Below are 16,646 nucleotides of genomic sequence, written 5' to 3'. Positions count from 1 at the left end.
CCTATTTTGCCGAGGTTTGCGATTGGCTGCCCGAGTTGCTGGATGCGACCTTCTCGATCTTCGGATCGGCCCAGCTTCCGGTCACGTGGTATTGCGTGGCAAAGGCCTTCGACACCTGGTCGCCCAGAATCAACTGCGCGGCCAGCGTGCCCAGCCCGATGGCCGGATTGATGAACGCCGCCGCCAGCGAGGCCGACGTGGCGTCGACCTTGGGCGTGACCTTCACGCGCAAGTCCTGCGTTTCATCGAGGATGTTGGCCGAGCCCTGCATCGCCACCTGGAACTGCGGGCCCCGGACAGCGAAATCTTCCGTGCGGGCGACGCCGTTGGCGATGGTGCCGGTGGCCGATACGTGATCGAACGGGGTGCCGCGGCCGGTGGCGCTGCGCAGGTCGGTGGCGAAATGCAGCAGCCCTTGCAGGCTCAGCACGCCGGCCAGCTTGGCGAGCCCCGGATCGACCTGCAGGAATTGGCCGCGCTCCAGGTTCAGCGCCATGCGGCCGTTGAGCGTGGGCGTGTCGATGGACATCGGCGAGCCGCGCCAGACTACGCGGCCTTCGAGCTTGCCTTTGGCGCCGTCGATCACTTTGGCGAAGCCCATTTTCTGCAGCAGCTCGCCGGTGTCGCGCAGGTCAAGGCTGAAGTCGAGCAGGGTGCGGCGCTCGGGGTCATCGCCGCCACCGCGCAGCCGGCGCGGGATGCGCCACGTGCCGCGGGCGGTCAGCGTGGCGGCGGGCTGTTCGATCTTGAGTGTCTCAAGCGTCCATACCGGCGCACCGTCGTTGATCTGGCTGCGCGCCTTGATCTCGAGCTTGCCGAGCGCTTTGCCACGCAGGTCGAACTTGTCGGCCACGAGGTCGACGGACGGAATTTCCTGCGAGCTGCTGGCCAGGGATTCGGTCAACGCGGTTTCTTCCTTCGCGTCGGGAATGCTCATGCGCGACAGGCGCATCGTCAGCTCGCCGAACGGTACCGCGGCGCTTTCGGCATGCCAGCGCGTGCTGCCGGCAATCTCCCGTGAATCGATGGTCGATTGCCAGTTGGGGCCGTCGCGCGTGGCGTCGATGCGCACGGCGTTGAAGTCGCGGCCGAGGATGCGCAGCGTCTGCGCGCGCGCGCTCAGGCGGCTGGGCAGATAGGCACTGTGGGCATCGGATGCGCTGGCGGCATTGGCTGCGTGTTCGGTGGCGATCTGGCTCGGGCTCTTGTCGGCGGCGGGCGTGGCGAACACATGGCGCCACGCGTCGATATCGAGCTGATCAAGCGCCAGGCTCGCCTGCACGCCGTCTTGCGGTTGCGGCACCGGTTGCCGCACGCCGATGCCGCCGCGCAGTACCTCCACGCCGCCGCTGTTGCCACCCCCCGTGCTGCGTTGCTCGTAGCGCGCGCTGACGATGTTGCCGATCTGCAGGACGATCTCGTCGAGGGCGGTGTTGGTGGCCAGCGGCTGCATCTCGAAGCGCACCGGCAGTGGCTGCCCGGCCGCCTTGTTGAGCGGCGCAGGCAGGCGCACCGTCATTGGTGTGAGGTCGGACTGCACCTGGATGATGGGCCGATGCTGCTTGACGCTGAGGGTGGCGCTGTACGGTGCGCTGCCGTCCAGCGCGCGGGCGATGGCGGCGATGGGGCTGTTCTGCGGTGTGGTTTCGCGCAGGCCCTGCGCCGATGCGGTGCCCGCCACCTGGATGCGGATCGTGCCGTCGGGCGCGGTGCCCCCGGTCGGGCGGATGTCGCCGCCGGCAAAGCGGGCTCGCAGGTTCTCGAAGCCGATGCCCTTTTGCGTGAAGGTGAGCGCGCCCGTCACATCCGTCAGTGGCGGCGCTTGCGGCACGAGGGTGACGTCGTTGCGCAGGAACGTGACGCTGCCCTGGGCGCGCGTCGAGTGCATTTCGTGCAGCGGTAAGTCCAGCTTGAGCGCCAGCGTGGCGTTGCCTTGCGCGCGTGCGTCCTTGGTGAAATGGCCGATCCACTCGCCGACGGGGGTGGCCTCGACGTACTGCAGGAAGTTCTGCGTGGCGCCGTCGCCGCGGCCGTCGATGGTCAGCAGCGGGTTGTGGTCTTCCATGTCGGGCAGGCTGCCGTTCACGTCCTGCAGGTTCACGCCCATCACGCGCGCGCGCGCCACCTTGAACGCCAGCGAAGCCCGGTCGAAGACCACTGTGCCGTCGATGTTGCTGAAGGCCGGCCAGTCGCCAGGATGCGTCGGCACTTGGCTGGGTGGATTATGTGCCGCTTCGGGCGGCGCCGACTGGTATGTCACGTCCTGGACCGGCACTTCCACACGGAAGGCGCCCTTGTGCGGCGGGCGGAACGGGAAGTCGTGCAGGTCGCCCGACAGCACGAAGCCGACATTGCTGGCGGTACCGGCCAGCAGCGCGCCGCTCAGGTAGTCGCGCAGATGCTGGCCGATGGACAGCGGCAGGTAGCGCGGCACGCGCGGCACGTTGGCGCGATCCAGCGTGCCTTTCAGGTCGATGTTGCCCAGGTGGCTGGTGTCGGGCGCATGGCGGTAGCTGCCGCTGATGCGCGCCGACAAGTCACTGTTGGAAAACGCCAGGTTGGTACTGGTGACCACCAGTGCCTGTTTGTGGTACGTCCAGTCGAACGTGCCTTGCAGGCGATCCAGCGGTACGCGCGGCTCGGCAAAGGTGCCCGGCAGCAGCAGGGCGGCGTCGGCGGAATCAATGCGCAGCGTGCCTCGCTGTGTGTCACCCTCGTCGGAGAAGACGGCGTTGCCCGAGAGGTTCTCGATGCCCGGCACGGCCGGCTCGGGGTGGTGGCCCGGCGGCACGGCGGGCAGCGCGCCTGGGCCGAACGACACCTGGCGCATCGTGGCGCGGCCGGTGAAGTGCACCGGCGCTGGTGTTGATGTTGCCGATTGGGGCAGCCAGCGCGAGACATCGCGCTGCCAGTGGATGTCGAGGTCGTCGATGCGGCCGGCGGGCTGCTTGGTGCGCAGCGGCTCTAGCACGCGGGCGGGCAGCGGCAGCGCGGTGGCGATGTGGCGCAGGTCGGTCAGGTCCAGCGTGGTGGCTTTGATCTGCAGGTTGCGCAGGGCGTCGCGCGAGTCCAGTGCCCATCCCACGGTAACGTTGCGCACACCGCGTGGCGTACCCGCGGGGTTGGCGGGCGATTCGATGCCGGGGCCGGCCAGTTCGGGCACGGGCGCCGGTTGCGCGGGCGGGGTCAGCGGTTGCCAGAGCAGCGTATCGACCCGCAAGCTGTGCTCGCCCTTTGCATTGCGCTGGTGCGTGGCCAGGGCCTGCAGACTGCGCAACTGCAGCCGGTCCAGGTCCTTGCGGATCTGCAGATCCAACTGCTGCCCGGTCAGCCGCGCCTGGCTGCGGGTGAAGACACCATCGGCAAATTCCACTGAGCCGTCAGAACTGAGCGTGCCGCTCTTGGCCTCGGCCAGCACGGGCACATAGCGCTGCACGGCGGCCAGCTGCAGCGTATCGACCTGCCAGGAGGCCTGACCGTGCCAGTGGCGCCAGTCGCCCGGGCGCGCGAGAAGGTCGTGGCGGAAATCTGCGTGCAGCTTGATGGCGCCGTTGAACAGCGAGGGGGAGGTACCGCTGGCGTCCAGCCGGTGGCGGGTGGGGCCGCTGCGCAACTGCACGCGCACGTTGCCCAGGGTCACTTCGGGCAGCTTCTGCTGCTCGTCGAGCCAGCGGACGGCACCTTGCCGGAAGTCGATGTCGCCCTGGGAGAGCAACTGATCGAAGAAGTCGCCATCGTCACCGGTGTCCGGGCCGAGCGGCATGCCGGCCACGAGCAGCGCGCCCTCCGGGTTGCGGCGGACGAGCACGTCGGCCTGGCTGGCGTGCAGCACGGCAAAGGTGATCTGCATGCGCAGCAGCGAGCGCCACGAAAGCCGCGCCTGCACGTCCTGCACGGCAAAAGTGCGGCGCCCCGCCGTGTCGCGCGCTTCGATGCGCTGGGCGCGGAAGGCCGGGTGCCAGCCGTCCCAGTAGGTTTCGAGCGAGCCGATGCCGACCGTGGCATGCAGTGCGCTGGACGCCTCGCGTTCCATCCACTCGCGCGCCACGCTCACGCGCGGCCACAAGATGAAACGCACTGCCAGCATGCCGACGACGGCCAGCACCGCCAGCGCCGCCGCCGTCTTCCACAGCACGCGCCACAGCGTGCGCCAGATCGGCGCGCGGATGATGGCGCCGATGCCGCGAACGAGTTGGCCAGCCAGTCCCGCCACTCTTGCCCAGGCTGTAGGTTGGCCCGCCCGGCGTGTGGACAGGGTACTGGCGTGTCCACCATTGGACTTCGGCGATTCTGGGGGCTGGGGCGGGCGAGGCATGATGCGGATTATCCGATATTCAGGAGGCGGCGCCACATTTGGGGCTCCGGCATCGCGCCTGCCGGACGATAAGCACGCGCAAGCACGCACGATGCCCATGAAAGTTGGTGACCACCGACCGCCGCCGCATGCACCGGCGCGCATTTCAGCGAGAATGAGCGTTTCCGCCAATGTTCGATGGGTCCGCATGACCGATTCCGCCTTGTCCGCCCAGCCTTTCCTGCAAGCCCCGGCCCGCGCACCGGACGCCCCCGCCGCCGCGCTGCCGTTTGCGCTCGCGTATTCGCGCTACCTCCAGCGTCTGGCGCAGGCCCGCGAGGGCTGGGCTGAGCGCGTGCAGGCGGGTGCCGCACGCCCCATCGACGCGGCGTGGCTGTCGGCGCGCTTTACCGAATTGTTCGATACCACCGCCGCGGAGCCGGAGGCCGCGCTCAAGCGCGCCCTGCGCCTGCTGCGCAATGAAGTGTTCGGTGGGCTGGTCGAGCGCGATCTGTCAGGCGTTGCGACGCTCGACGAGGTGACTGGCACGATGACTGACCTGGCCGAGTTTGCCGTGCGCGTTGCCATCTCCGTGATCGGCCAGGAGCTGGGCGCGCTGCATGGCCAGCCGATCGGCCAATCCTCGGGCGAGGTGCAGGAACTGGTGGTGGTCGGCATGGGCAAGCTGGGCGGGCGCGAACTGAACGTCTCGTCCGACATCGACCTGATCTTCCTCTACGACGACGATGGCGATACGCAGGGTGGCCCGCGTCCGCTGTCCAACCATGAATACTTCACCAAGCTGGGCCGGCGGCTGATCAACGCGCTGGCCGATGTGACGGAAGACGGCTATGTCTTCCGCGTCGACATGCGCCTGCGCCCGAACGGCGATGCGGGGCCGCTCGCGTGCAGCCTCGGCATGCTGGAGGAATACTTTGTCGTGCAGGGCCGCGAGTGGGAGCGCTATGCGTGGATCAAGGGCCGTGTGATCAGCGATCCGACCAGCCCGCACGCGGCCCGCGTGATCCAGCAGCTGGATCGCGTGACGGGGCCGTTCGTGTTCCGGCGTTATCTCGATTACGGCGTGATCGCCGCCATCCGCGCGCTGCACGCGCAGATCCGCAACGAGGCGGCCAAGCGCAGCAACGGTGCAAACCAGCAGCGCGATGGCGAGGGCCACGTGCAGGCGCGCTCGCCCAACATCAAGCTCGGGCGCGGCGGCATTCGCGAGATCGAATTCGTTGCGCAGGTATTCCAACTCATTCGCGGCGGGCAAGACTTTGGCCTACGCGTGCGGCCCACGCTGGAGGTGCTGCGGGCGGCGTCGGAGCGTGGCCTGATCGACGCCGATGCCGTGGCGCGCCTGACCGAGGCGTATCGCTTCCTGCGCCAGCTCGAACACCGCTTGCAGTACATCGAAGACGCGCAGACGCACAACCTGCCGGGCTCGCCGGAAGATCAGCTGCGCGTGGCGCGCATGATGGGCCTTGACGACTACGCCGCGCTCGTTGCGCAGCTCGAGGCGTATCAGGATGAGGTCGCGCAGCAGTTCGAGCAGACCTTCTCCGACAAGCAGGACAGCCAGCCGCCGTGCGCCGCCGTCTGGCACGCCGACCTGCTTGAGGACGAGCACACCGAAACCGCACGCACCCAGCTCGCCGAACTCGGCTATGCCGACCCCGGCAGCGTGCTGGAGCGCCTGCGTGCGACGCGCAATTCGCCGCGCTACCGGGCGTTGTCCGAGGTGAGCCGCCAGCGTTTTGACTTGCTGATCAACCGCGCGATCGACCAGGCGTCGCGGCAGACCGATGCCGATGTCACCATCGCGCGCTTTCTGGACTTTTTCGATGCGATCAGCCGGCGCGCGTCGTACCTCTCGCTGCTGAGCGAATACCCGCAGGCCATGGAGCGCGTGGCCCACACCCTGCATGCATCGCGCTGGGCGGCCGATTACCTCACGCGGCATCCGCAACTGCTCGACGAGCTGCTCGACGTGGAAGCGCTATCAGCCGAGCCCGACTGGCCCGCGTTCAAGGAGCGCGTGCGCGACCGCCTGCGCGCGGCGTCCGACCATGTCGAGATGCAGATGGACATCCTGCGCCAGGAGCACCATGCGGAGACTTTCCGCGTGCTGCTGCAGGACCTGCAGGGCATCCTCAGCGTCGAGCACATCAGCGATCGGCTGTCCGACCTGGCCGATGCCATGCTGGACCTGACGCTGGAAACCGTCTGGCAGCAGGTCGGCACCCGCCATCGCGAGGTGCCGCGCTTTGCCGTGGTCGCCTACGGGCGGCTTGGCGGCAAGGAGCTCGGCTATGCGTCGGACCTCGACATCATCTTCCTCTACGACGATGACGATGAGCGTGCGCCCGACGTGTACGCGTCATTCGCGCGCAAGCTCATCACCTGGCTGACGAGCCATACCGCCGCCGGCACGCTGTTCGACGTGGACACGCGCCTGCGCCCGAACGGCGCGGCGGGTCTGATGGTCACGCACTTCGAAGCCTTCCGCCGCTACCAGATGCGCGAAGGTGACAACGCCGCATGGGTGTGGGAGCACCAGGCGCTCACACGTGCCCGCTTCTGTGCGGGGGACGCCGAGATCGGCGAGCGCTTCGAGGCGCTGCGCACCGCCGTGCTGCGGCAAGAGCGCGAGCGTGGCCCGCTGCGCGACGAGATCGTGGCGATGCGCGAGCGCGTGCTCGAAGGGCATGCGAACCCGACCGAGCTGTTCGATCTCAAGCACGATCGCGGGGGCATGGTCGATATCGAATTCACCGTGCAGTTCCTGGTGCTGCTGCACAGCGCGGCGCACGCGGAGCTCACCCGCAACAAGGGCAACATCGCGCTGCTGCACATGGCCGGCGAACTTGGCTTGATTGACGCAGCGGCGGCCGGCCAGGTGGCCGATGCCTACCGCGATTTCCGCGCCCGCCAGCACCAGTTGCGGCTCGATGGACAATCTGCGGCGCGCGTGCCGGCCGGAACCTGCGCGCACGAGGCCGCTCGCGTGCGTGCGTTGTGGGAACAGGTGTTCGGGGCCGCACCGGCGCTTCCGGCTGCATGAGCGTGAGCTCACATCGGCGTGCGCATCGGCACGCGCTGCACACCTGGGGCGCGTGTGCAGGCGTGGCGGCGTTGTCGGCGGCGTTTTCATTCGTGCCGTGGTTGTATGCGGTTGGGCTGTATCAGCGCGATGCCGTGCGTGCGGGACAGTGGTGGCGCATCGTCACGGCCATGTGGGTGCATCTGGACGCCTGGCATTGGCTGGCGGACGCGATGGCCGCGGCGGGGCTGATCCTGCTGCTGGCGCGGGTGCTTCGGCCGCAGGTGATTGCCGGTGCGCTGGTGGCGTGCGGGGTGCTGGTGCAGATCGCGTTGCTCAGCCAGCCGGCGGTGCAGTGGTATGGCGGGCTTTCAGGCGCGCTGCATGGCCTGGCGGCATGGGGCGGGCTGCGGTTGCTGCGGCCGCCCGCGGTCGACGCCGAAGATCGCCTCTCACGCTGGGTTGGCGTGGCGCTCTGCGTGGGTGTGCTGGTGAAGGTGTGGCTGGAGCAGTCGTGGCTGTCGCCCATCGCCTATGACCCGCACTGGGGGTTTGGCGTGGTGCGCATCGCGCATGCCTTTGGGGCGGGGAGCGGGTTGCTGCTCTGGGTGCTGGGGGAGTGGCGCGCCGAAGGCCGGAGACGGGCGCAGGGCTGATCGGCAGAACGCCGACGCGGTCGATGGCGGACACGCCGGCGAAATGCCACCGTGTCCGCCTTTTCGTTTACGGCTGTTGACCCATTACCGCCTTGCGACGGCCGAAGCCGAACGCGCCACCGGCGAGCAGCAGGCCGGCGAGCCATTGCGGCAGGGCGCCGCCGCCGCCACCGCCACTGCTGGTCGAGCTGGTGGGGGTGCTCGAACCCGCCCCTGTACCGGTGCCGGAGCTTGCGGTTCCCGTCACGGTCACGCTGGCGTTGTCCGTGGCGGTGGCCTGGGCGCTGTTCGTCAAGGTCACGCTGAAGGTGTAGACGCCGGCAACCGTGGGCGTGAAGGTGGCGGTGGTCACGCCGTTGGCGTCGGGCCCGGACGTCGTCAGGGTGACGCGGCTTCCGGCGGTTTGCGCCCAGACCGGGTTGCTGGCCGTGTTGCCGTAGCCTGCGCCGCCCACGGCCGTCAGCGTGATGGCTGCGCCGGCAGCGGCGCTGGACGCCGATGCCGCCACGTGGATCGTCGGCGAGCCCTGCGCCTGGGTGATGGCTGCGCCGGCATCGAGCATGCCAGCCCCGCAGACACCCGGATGCGTCGTGCAGTACGTGCCCGCTACAAAAGGCCGGGCCGACTGCTTGAGGATCGTCGCGATGTTGTCTGGCGTGAGCGCCGGCTGGACCGACAGCATGAGCGCCGCCGTGGCCGCCACATGCGGCGTTGCCATCGATGTGCCGATGTCGCGGGCGTAGGCATCCCCGCTGGGCGAAGCAACCGGCGCGTATTGGCCGGCATTGGACAGCGACGCGATGGCGCTGCCCGAGCCGGAGATCACCGTGCCCCCACCGCCGCCCGGTGCGCTGATGGTAGTTTGCGCGCCGACGTTGGCGTAGGACGCGTTGTCGCCTTCCAGCGTGTGCGCCGTCACGGCGATGACACCCGTGCAATTGGCCGGCGAGTCGACGGGGCCGGCTTCATTGCCCGTGGCTGCGACGATGGTGATGCCTTTGCTACGCGCGTTATTGACCGCGTCTTGCTCTGCTGTCGTGCAGGGTCCGGCGCCTCCTAAGCTGAGGTTGATGACCTTGGCGGGCGTGAGGTTCGTGCCCGCTCTTGGCGAGACGGTGCCCGCCAGCCAGTTCAGCGCTTCCACGATGTCGGAAGTGGTACCCCCGCAACGACCCAGCGCACGGGCCATCTGAATTCGCACGTTTGGCGCGATGCCCGCAATGCCGATGCCGTTGTTCTGCTGCGCGGCGATCTGGCCTGCCACGAAGGTGCCGTGCCAGCTGCTGTCGCTGCGGCCGCCGCACAGGATCGGGAACTGGGCGCCGTAGGTGTCGTTCAGCCCATCGCCCGGGTCCGACGGGTCGTTGTTGCCCGTGGTGTTGGCGGCGCCGTTGTTGACGAAGCCGGTGGGGATGGTCTGGCCGGTTTGCGAGTCCTTCGCGCCGACCATGGCGCTGTCGCTCACGAAGTTGTAGCCGGTGTTGAAGCGCGAGGGGCCGCCGAAATCCGCATGGTCGGCGCGGACGCCCGTATCGACAAGGCCAACGTTGACGCCCGTGCCCAGCGCTGTTGCGCCGTCCCACGCGGCCGTCACGTTGGCGCCGCCGATCGTGCTGGCGCTGGGGGGCATCAGGTTCCACTGCTGGTTGAACAGCGGATCGGTGGCCATGGCCATTGGCCGCATGATCTTGTCCGGCGAGACATAGTCGAACGCGCCGCTGGCCTCCATGCGGTGAGCAACGGTTTGTGCGTCTTCCAGCGTCATGGCTGTCGGCAGTGTCACCACATGCGCACCACCCGACATCGGGCGCTTGTACGTCATCGGCAATTGCGCCGCCGCCGACCAGCGTTGCACCGTTGCCACGTCCTCGCGCGTTGCCGTGCCATTCGATGCAACCGATTGCGTCTTCAGCGCGCCAGCGGCGTCGGCTTTTTCCTTGATGACGAGTTGCGTCACCCATTGCAGCTGCGTATTGAACGTCGTGGATTTGTCCGCCGCCAGCACCGGCACGGCGTGATACGACATCAGCCCCAGCGCCACCAGCGCCTGAGCAACTCCCGGAGTCACCATCGGCTTCATCAGAGCAGTCCTATTTTTTGTAATAAATCGCAAAGTTTGCGACTGTATTGTCCAAAAGGATTGAGTCAGCCGGGTCTAGGTCGGATTAGGTATAAACCCTGATATCGAAAGCCGTGGCAAGCATGGGGCCGCGTCGTAGCGCGAAAAAGAGCGCAAGGAAATGAGGCCGCAAAAGGAAACCGCCTCTTGAGTGAGGCGGTTTTGGAGAGGCAGTGGGCCGGATTGGGCTTAGCGGTGCAATGGACGCCGGCGCGAGCATGCGAGGCCAAGCGCGAGCAGCAGTGCGGCGCTGGCCAGGGGGATTACGCCGCCGCCGCCTCCGCCACCGCTGCCGGAACCGCCCGAACCTGAGGAGCCATTGCCGATCCCTGCGGGCGTTGCTTGCTGGGCGTAGTGCACCGCGCCTGCCGCGTCCAGCAGGCCGGCACCGCACACGCCGGGATGGGTGGTGCAGTACGTACCAGCCGGGTGCGGGCGCGCAGTCTGTTGCAGGCCGGCCAGCACCTGCGCATTCGACAACTGCGGCTGCACGCTCAGCATCAGGGCGATGGTGCCTGCGACTTCCGGCGTCGAGAAGCTGGTGCCGGCGACCACATCCGTGAGGGAGGCAGGCCTGACGATCGGGTTGCCCGGGGAGTATTGGCCATCGTTGGAGTCAGCGTTGATCGTCGATGGTGTGAGGCACGAAGGCTGCGAGTTGGGGCACCCGCCACCTGGCGCGCTGATGGCCACCTGCGGGCCGACGTTGGCATAGCTGGCGTTTTCGCCGGTGTCCACGTGGGCGGTGACTGCAATGGCGCCGGCGCAATTGCCGGGTGCGTCGGCATTTTGGGCGGCTTCGTTGCCCGAGGCCGCCACCACGATCGCACCGCGCGCCGCCAATTGGTTCACCGCGTCCTGTTCGGCGGCCGAGCATTGTCCCGTGCTGCCCAAACTCACGTTGACCACGCGTGCCGGATTGGCGTTGGCCGGCGCACCTGGAACCGCAATTCCCCCTGCCCACAGCATGCCGTCGACGGTGTCAGACAGCAGCGCGCCGCATCGGCCGGACACACGCACCGGCACGATCGGCGTATTCCAGCCCACCCCGGCAATGCCGACGCCATTGTTGGTGGCTGCGGCCAGTACGCTCGCCACCTCCGTGCCGTGCCAGCTGCTGTATTGCGGGTAGGTGACGCCGGAGGTCGGGCACGAAAGGCTCGGATATTGGCTGGCCGAGGTCACGCCATCGCCCATGTCATGCGCATCAGGCCCGCGGCCGCTGGTATTGCCAGCGCGAACCGGGTCGGAGATGAAGTTGTAGCCGGGCAGGATCTTGCTGGAGAGATCCGGGTGATCGGTGTATCCCGTATCGACCACCGCCACCACGATGCTCGGCGAGCCCAGCGTCACGTCCCATGCGGAGGCCACGTTGATGCCGCCGGGCACCGCTGCCGGCGCGGCGAGGCTGGTCTGCGCACCAAAACGTGGGTCGTTCGGAACCGCGGACGGCTGGAGGATGCGATCGGGCACCACATAGGCCACGCGCGCATCCTGCGCGATCTTATCGGCAGCGGCCTGGATGCTGGCGGCGTCTGTCAGGCCCGTTCCCATGAGCTGGGCGCTCGTGGCCAGCGTGCGCTTGACCTGCAGCGTGCTCCCAGCCGCCTGCGCTACAGACAGCAGCCGGTTGCTCGCCTCGCTGGCCGAGAGCGGCTTGCGCGTGCCGCTGGTGTCGTCGCGCCATTTGATGATGAGGTCGCCGGTGTATTGCGGCTGCGACGTGGCCGCTGTGGCCGGTGGCGTGCCCATCGCCCAGGCCAGGCAGGCAACGCTGGCGCCCGCACGGAGCCAGGACTTCAGCCGGAAAGAGGAAGGGGTCATCAGCGCGTGCTCCGTGGCATCTTGTTGTGGTGAAAAACGTCGTCAGGATGTGATCGTTGACAGTTCGTCACATAAAACAAAAGGTAGCACGCCACTTGCCCGCCTGTGGTGGCCGGGCGGGGACGTTTTGAACGTGTTTACGGAGGGAGGGGGCGCCGGCCCGCGCATCGGGCCCAAGCGCCCGTGGCACGACCGGTCGCAACCAGGCACCGCGTGGCGCCCGGCTGTCAGCCTGGGGAGCGGTACTGCGCGGGAATCAGTGCTGGATCTTCATCACCCGATCCGGGTCGGCCGAAGCGATGCCCTGTGTGGAACGCAATGCCGCCACCGCGCCATCCAGCGTGGCCGACGCGTCGCCCGAGCTTGCGCGCACAACCCAGAACCCGCCCGACATGGGCCGGACGACCGCAAAGGCCAGGCGGGGCGTTGCACGCGCGCCTGCGGCATCCAGCACACCCTGCACGGTGGCGGATGACGTGGTCGGCGTGCTCAGGCCGACGATGATGTCGCCCAGGTTGTGCGCGGCCGACACGGACGCGGGCGGCTGGGTGTTGGCCGAAGCGGGGTCCATGGCAGGCGGCTTGCCGGGATCAATGGCCGGCACCGACTTGCATGCCGCCAGCAGGCACAGGCCGACGGCCGCCGCCAGCGCGGGCCTGGCGGACGACAGCAGCGATCGACGACGGGCAGCCTGTTGCGGCATGCGGGCCATGGTGTTCTCCTTGGATGCGTGGAAAGGTGTGGGCAGGGCGCGCCGGAACCTGCGTGCTTGCGACAGCGGCAATGGTTCCGGTATAGGCGATCACTGCGCGATGCGACGGGATTTCCGCGCGGACGATTCCGGCGCCGGTTGCGCGCGGCCCGCGGCGAGCATCTCGTCCGCGTGGCGGCGCGTGGTGTCGGTTAGCGATGCGCCGCCTAGCATGCGGGCGATTTCGTCGACGCGGCCGGTGGCGTCCAGCACCACCAGGTCGGAACGCGTGCTGCCGGCCACCGTCTGCTTGGCGACCTGGATGTGGTGATTGGCCAGCGCGGCCACCTGCGGCAGGTGGGTCACGCACAGCACTTGGCGGCGCGCGCCCAGCTCGCGCAGGCGCCGGCCGACGACTTCTGCCACCGCGCCGCCGATGCCGGAATCGACTTCGTCGAAGATCAGCGTGGGGGTCGGGCTGGCCTCGCTGGCGATCACGGAGATGGCCAGGCTGATCCGCGCCAGTTCGCCGCCCGACGCGACCTTCGCCAACGGACGCGGCGAGACGCCCGCATGCCCCGCGACGAGAAATTCGATTTGCTCCAGCCCCGCCGCGCCGCCGTGCTCCAGCGTGTGCAAGGCGATGTCAAAGCGCCCGCCAGCCATCGACAGGCCCTGCATGGCACCGGTCACGGCTTCGGCCAGCTCACGTGCGGCCTTGGCGCGCGCGCGCGACAGTGCCTGCGCGACCACCATGTACGCGGCGTGGGTTTGCGCTTCGTGGGCTTGCAGCGCGTCGAGGTCGGACGCGGCTTGCAGCGCCGCCAGTTGCGCCTGGCGTTCGGCCAGCTCGGCGGGCAGCGTTTCAGGCGCAACGCGGTATTTGCGCGCCATGGTGTGCAGCGCCTGCATGCGCGCGTCGACTTCAGCCAGGCGGTCCGGGTCCAGCTCTGCGCGGTCGGCATAGCGGGCTAGCGTGTGCACGGCTTCCTGGATCTGCACTTCCGCCGGTTCCAGCGCGGCCAGCACGTCCGCCAGGGCGGGGTCGATCTCGGCGAGCTCGCGCAGCGTGTGCAACGTGGCGCCCAGTTGTGTGAGGACCGCGCCTTCCGATTCGGACAGGCCATCAAGCGCGGCGCGCGTGCCTTCGATCAGGCTGGCGGCGTGCGACAGCCGGTGGTGCTCGGTCTGTATCTCTTCCCATTCACCGGGTTGCGGGGCGAGCTTCAGCAGCTCGTTCACCTGCCATTCGATGCGCTCGCGTTCGAGCTGGGCTTCGCGCGATTGCTGTTCGGCGGCAACGCGTGCGCGCACCACGGCTTGCCACGCGCGATAGTACTCTCCGACCTCGCGCACGGCGCCTTCCAGGCCGGCGTGGGCGTCGAGCAGGCTGCGCTGTGCGTCGGTCTTGAGCAGCAGCTGATGCGCGTGCTGGCCGTGAATGTCGACCAGTTGCTCGCCCACCTCGCGCAGTTGTGCCAGCGTGACGGCCGCCCCGTTGATGAAGGCCTTGCTGCGGCCGGCGGCATCGACCGTACGGCGCAGCAGGATCACGCCTTCGTCGTCGTGCAGTTCATGCGCTTCGAGCCAGGCGGCCACGTGCGGTTGTACATCGAACTCGGCGGTGATGTCAGCGCGCGGCGCGCCTTCACGCACGACGGCTGCATCGGCGCGCTCGCCCAGCGTGAGTGCGAGTGCGTCGATCAGGATGGACTTGCCGGCGCCTGTTTCGCCCGTAAATACGGTAAAGCCGTCGGCCAGATCGAGGTCGAGCGCGTGAACGATGACGAAATCGCGGATGGTGAGGCTGCGCAGCATGGTGCGTGGGACGGAGTTTGGGTTACAGCCGGTTGTCTTCGGTCGGATACTCGTGCCAGTGCAGCTTCTTGCGCAGCGTGGCGTAGTAGTTGTAGCCGATTGGGTGCAGCAGTTGCACGGTGCGCTCGGAGCGGCGCACCACGATGCGGTCGCCCGGCAGCAAGGACGTGAGCGACTGCATGTCGAAATTGACGCTGGCGTCGCGCCCGCTGGTGACCTGGATGACCACCTCCGCATCCTGCGGAATGACGATCGGCCGGTTCGACAGCGAATGCGGCGCGATGGGCACCAGCACCAGGCCCGACAACGCCGGATGCAGGATCGGACCGCCAGCGGACAGCGCATAAGCCGTCGACCCCGTGGGCGTGGAGACGATCAGGCCGTCCGAGCGCTGGTTGTACATGAAGAAGCCGTCGACCGACACGGCCAGTTCCACCATGCCCGAGGTGCCCGAGCGATTGACCACCACGTCGTTGAAGGCCAGCGCCGAGAAGATGACCTCGTCGTCGCGCACGACCTGGGCCTGCAGCAGCGTGCGCGTTTCGGCCTCGTAGCGGCCGGACAGCATGTCGGGCAGCACCGTGTGCACATCGTCGAACGGGATGTCGGTCATGAAGCCGAGCCGCCCGTGGTTCACGCCGATCACGGGCACGCTGGCGCCGGCCAGGTGGCGCCCGATGCCGAGCAGCGTGCCGTCGCCGCCGAGCACCACGGCCACGTCGGCGTGGCGCGCCATCTCGTCGGGCGGCAGGGCAGGGTAATCCTGGACACCGATATTGAGCGCCGTTTCGCGCTCGAACACGATGTCGTGGCCGCGCGCGGCAATGCACGACGCGAGCTCCATGAGCGGGCCGGCAATGTTGGCGGCCGAATACCGGCCGACCAGCGCGACGGTCTTGAAAGGCGAAGCGGGCGAGGCGGCGGGAGCTTGCGGGGCCACGGCAGACGGGGGAATCGACATGCGCGCATTACACCATATCGATATGACCCTCGCTACGTTTGACGATGTTTGGCGAGAAACGCCAACGTCACCCGCTGGTTGCAGTCGATTTTGCGTAAAATTGGGAAATCATGGACAAGCGCGCCACCATCCTCCTCAAAACCCTGATCGAACGGTACATCGCCGAGGGCCAGCCCGTGGGCTCGCGCACCCTTTCGAAGTATTCCGGGCTCGATCTGTCGCCGGCCACCATCCGCAATGTGATGTCCGACCTGGAGGAGATGGGCTTCATCGCCAGCCCGCACACCTCGGCCGGGCGGGTGCCGACGCCGCGCGGGTACCGTCTCTTCGTCGACACCATGTTGACCGCCAGCCCGCTGGATGTGCTCAGCACACACGACCGCATGGCGCAGCAGATGGTGGGCGCGATTGCGGAACAGGTGCGTACGCAACTGGCATCGCACGGGTCGGAATCGTCGCAGCGGGTGATTGCGGCGGCGGCGCAGACGCTGTCCAACCTCTCGCAGTTTGCCGGCATCGTGATGACGCCGCGCCGCACGCATGCGTTCCGGCAGATCGAATTCCTGCGGCTGTCGGAGTCGCGCATCCTGCTGATCGTCGTCACGCCCGAGGGCGACGTGCAGAACCGCATCATCCACACCGATACGCCGTACACCCCGTCGCAGCTCGTGGAGGCGGCCAACTACATCAACGCGCATTACGGCGGCCAGACGTTCGATGCCGTGCGCGAGCGCCTACGCGGCGAGCTGTCGGCGTTACAGGCCGACATGACCGCGCTGATGCAGGCGGCCGTGGAAGCCGGCAGCAGCGCCGTGTCGGATGAGGAACCGGTCGTCATCTCCGGCGAGCGCAAGCTGCTGGAGGTGGAAGACCTGTCGTCGTCCATGGACAAGCTGCGCCGCCTGTTTGCCGTGTTCGAGCAGAAGACGGGCCTGCTGCAACTGCTCGATGTATCGAGCCGCGCCGAGGGCGTGCAGATCTTCATCGGCGGCGAAAGCAGCCTCGTGCCGCACGAAGACATGGCCGTCATCACCGCGCCGTACGAGGTGGACGGCAAGATCGTCGGCACGCTCGGCGTGATCGGGCCGATGCGCATGGCGTATGAGCGCGTGATCCCGATCGTGGACATCACCGCCAAGCTGCTCTCCAGCACGCTCAGCCAATATTGATGTACAGGTCGGTTGCATAAGCTCAGCCGATTTTCTTCGACGACAGCGCGGTCTGCCGTCTCCCACAA

Annotated in this window: 9 protein-coding genes; 3 read left to right on the top strand and 6 right to left on the bottom strand. The window is 67.9% G+C overall.

What is annotated here, in order from left to right; all coding sequences use genetic code 11:
* Position 1: 1 nt before the first annotated feature.
* Positions 2-4,315: a YhdP family protein gene (locus tag NG900_RS17605; RefSeq protein ID WP_252682652.1), complete on the bottom strand. Its 4,314-nt coding sequence runs from the start codon at positions 4,313-4,315 to the stop codon at positions 2-4.
* A gap of 187 nt (positions 4,316-4,502) precedes the next feature.
* On the opposite strand from NG900_RS17605, the gene glnE reads away from it, so the two are divergent.
* Both glnE and rrtA read left to right on the top strand, forming a co-directional pair.
* Positions 4,503-7,361, top strand: coding sequence for a bifunctional [glutamate--ammonia ligase]-adenylyl-L-tyrosine phosphorylase/[glutamate--ammonia-ligase] adenylyltransferase (gene glnE, locus NG900_RS17600; RefSeq protein WP_252682651.1), 2,859 nt, complete (start codon positions 4,503-4,505; stop codon positions 7,359-7,361).
* Positions 7,358-7,996: a rhombosortase gene (rrtA, locus tag NG900_RS17595; protein WP_252682650.1), complete on the top strand. Its 639-nt coding sequence runs from the start codon at positions 7,358-7,360 to the stop codon at positions 7,994-7,996. The genes glnE and rrtA overlap by 4 nt, the downstream gene beginning before the upstream one ends.
* Positions 7,997-8,063: 67 nt before the next feature.
* Here rrtA and mprA (NG900_RS17590) read toward each other — a convergent pair whose 3' ends face one another.
* From mprA (NG900_RS17590) to NG900_RS17570, 5 genes are all read right to left on the bottom strand, one after another.
* Positions 8,064-10,076 (bottom strand): MprA protease, GlyGly-CTERM protein-sorting domain-containing form, encoded by a 2,013-nt coding sequence (mprA, locus tag NG900_RS17590; protein WP_252682649.1) that lies wholly within the window; start codon positions 10,074-10,076, stop codon positions 8,064-8,066.
* 228 nt (positions 10,077-10,304) lie between these two features.
* Complete coding sequence (mprA, locus tag NG900_RS17585) at positions 10,305-11,939, bottom strand: MprA protease, GlyGly-CTERM protein-sorting domain-containing form (RefSeq protein ID WP_252682648.1); 1,635 nt, start codon at positions 11,937-11,939, stop codon at positions 10,305-10,307.
* A gap of 256 nt (positions 11,940-12,195) precedes the next feature.
* Positions 12,196-12,642 (bottom strand): hypothetical protein, encoded by a 447-nt coding sequence (locus NG900_RS17580; protein WP_315862379.1) that lies wholly within the window; start codon positions 12,640-12,642, stop codon positions 12,196-12,198.
* Between the two features lie 99 nt (positions 12,643-12,741).
* Positions 12,742-14,448, bottom strand: coding sequence for a DNA repair protein RecN (gene recN, locus NG900_RS17575; RefSeq protein ID WP_252682646.1), 1,707 nt, complete (start codon positions 14,446-14,448; stop codon positions 12,742-12,744).
* A gap of 22 nt (positions 14,449-14,470) precedes the next feature.
* Positions 14,471-15,409, bottom strand: coding sequence for an NAD kinase (locus NG900_RS17570; RefSeq protein ID WP_252682645.1), 939 nt, complete (start codon positions 15,407-15,409; stop codon positions 14,471-14,473).
* A 110-nt stretch (positions 15,410-15,519) separates the two neighbouring features.
* Between NG900_RS17570 and hrcA the strand changes: the two genes are divergently transcribed.
* On the top strand, positions 15,520-16,578 hold the full coding sequence (gene hrcA, locus NG900_RS17565; protein WP_252682644.1) for a heat-inducible transcriptional repressor HrcA: 1,059 nt from the start codon (positions 15,520-15,522) through the stop codon (positions 16,576-16,578).
* Positions 16,579-16,646: the final 68 nt, after the last annotated feature.

This window comes from Ralstonia soli, from assembly GCF_023955655.1.
Taxonomy (GTDB): Bacteria; Pseudomonadota; Gammaproteobacteria; order Burkholderiales; family Burkholderiaceae; genus Ralstonia; species Ralstonia soli.
Note: the sequence above shows the minus strand (reverse complement) of the source record. Positions and strands in the feature narration are given on the sequence as shown.

What these genes read in the sequence shown, in the direction of transcription:
- hrcA (WP_252682644.1), top strand. Translation starts at nt 15,520, where the DNA reads ATGGACAAGCGCGCCACCATCCTCCTCAAAACCCTGATCGAACGGTAC.
- recN (WP_252682646.1), bottom strand. Translation starts at nt 14,448, where the DNA reads ATGCTGCGCAGCCTCACCATCCGCGATTTCGTCATCGTTCACGCGCTC.
- mprA (WP_252682649.1), bottom strand. Translation starts at nt 10,076, where the DNA reads ATGAAGCCGATGGTGACTCCGGGAGTTGCTCAGGCGCTGGTGGCGCTG.
- NG900_RS17580 (WP_315862379.1), bottom strand. Translation starts at nt 12,642, where the DNA reads ATGCCGCAACAGGCTGCCCGTCGTCGATCGCTGCTGTCGTCCGCCAGG.
- NG900_RS17605 (WP_252682652.1), bottom strand. Translation starts at nt 4,315, where the DNA reads ATGCCTCGCCCGCCCCAGCCCCCAGAATCGCCGAAGTCCAATGGTGGA.
- NG900_RS17570 (WP_252682645.1), bottom strand. Translation starts at nt 15,409, where the DNA reads ATGTCGATTCCCCCGTCTGCCGTGGCCCCGCAAGCTCCCGCCGCCTCG.
- rrtA (WP_252682650.1), top strand. Translation starts at nt 7,358, where the DNA reads ATGAGCGTGAGCTCACATCGGCGTGCGCATCGGCACGCGCTGCACACC.
- glnE (WP_252682651.1), top strand. Translation starts at nt 4,503, where the DNA reads ATGACCGATTCCGCCTTGTCCGCCCAGCCTTTCCTGCAAGCCCCGGCC.
- mprA (WP_252682648.1), bottom strand. Translation starts at nt 11,939, where the DNA reads ATGACCCCTTCCTCTTTCCGGCTGAAGTCCTGGCTCCGTGCGGGCGCC.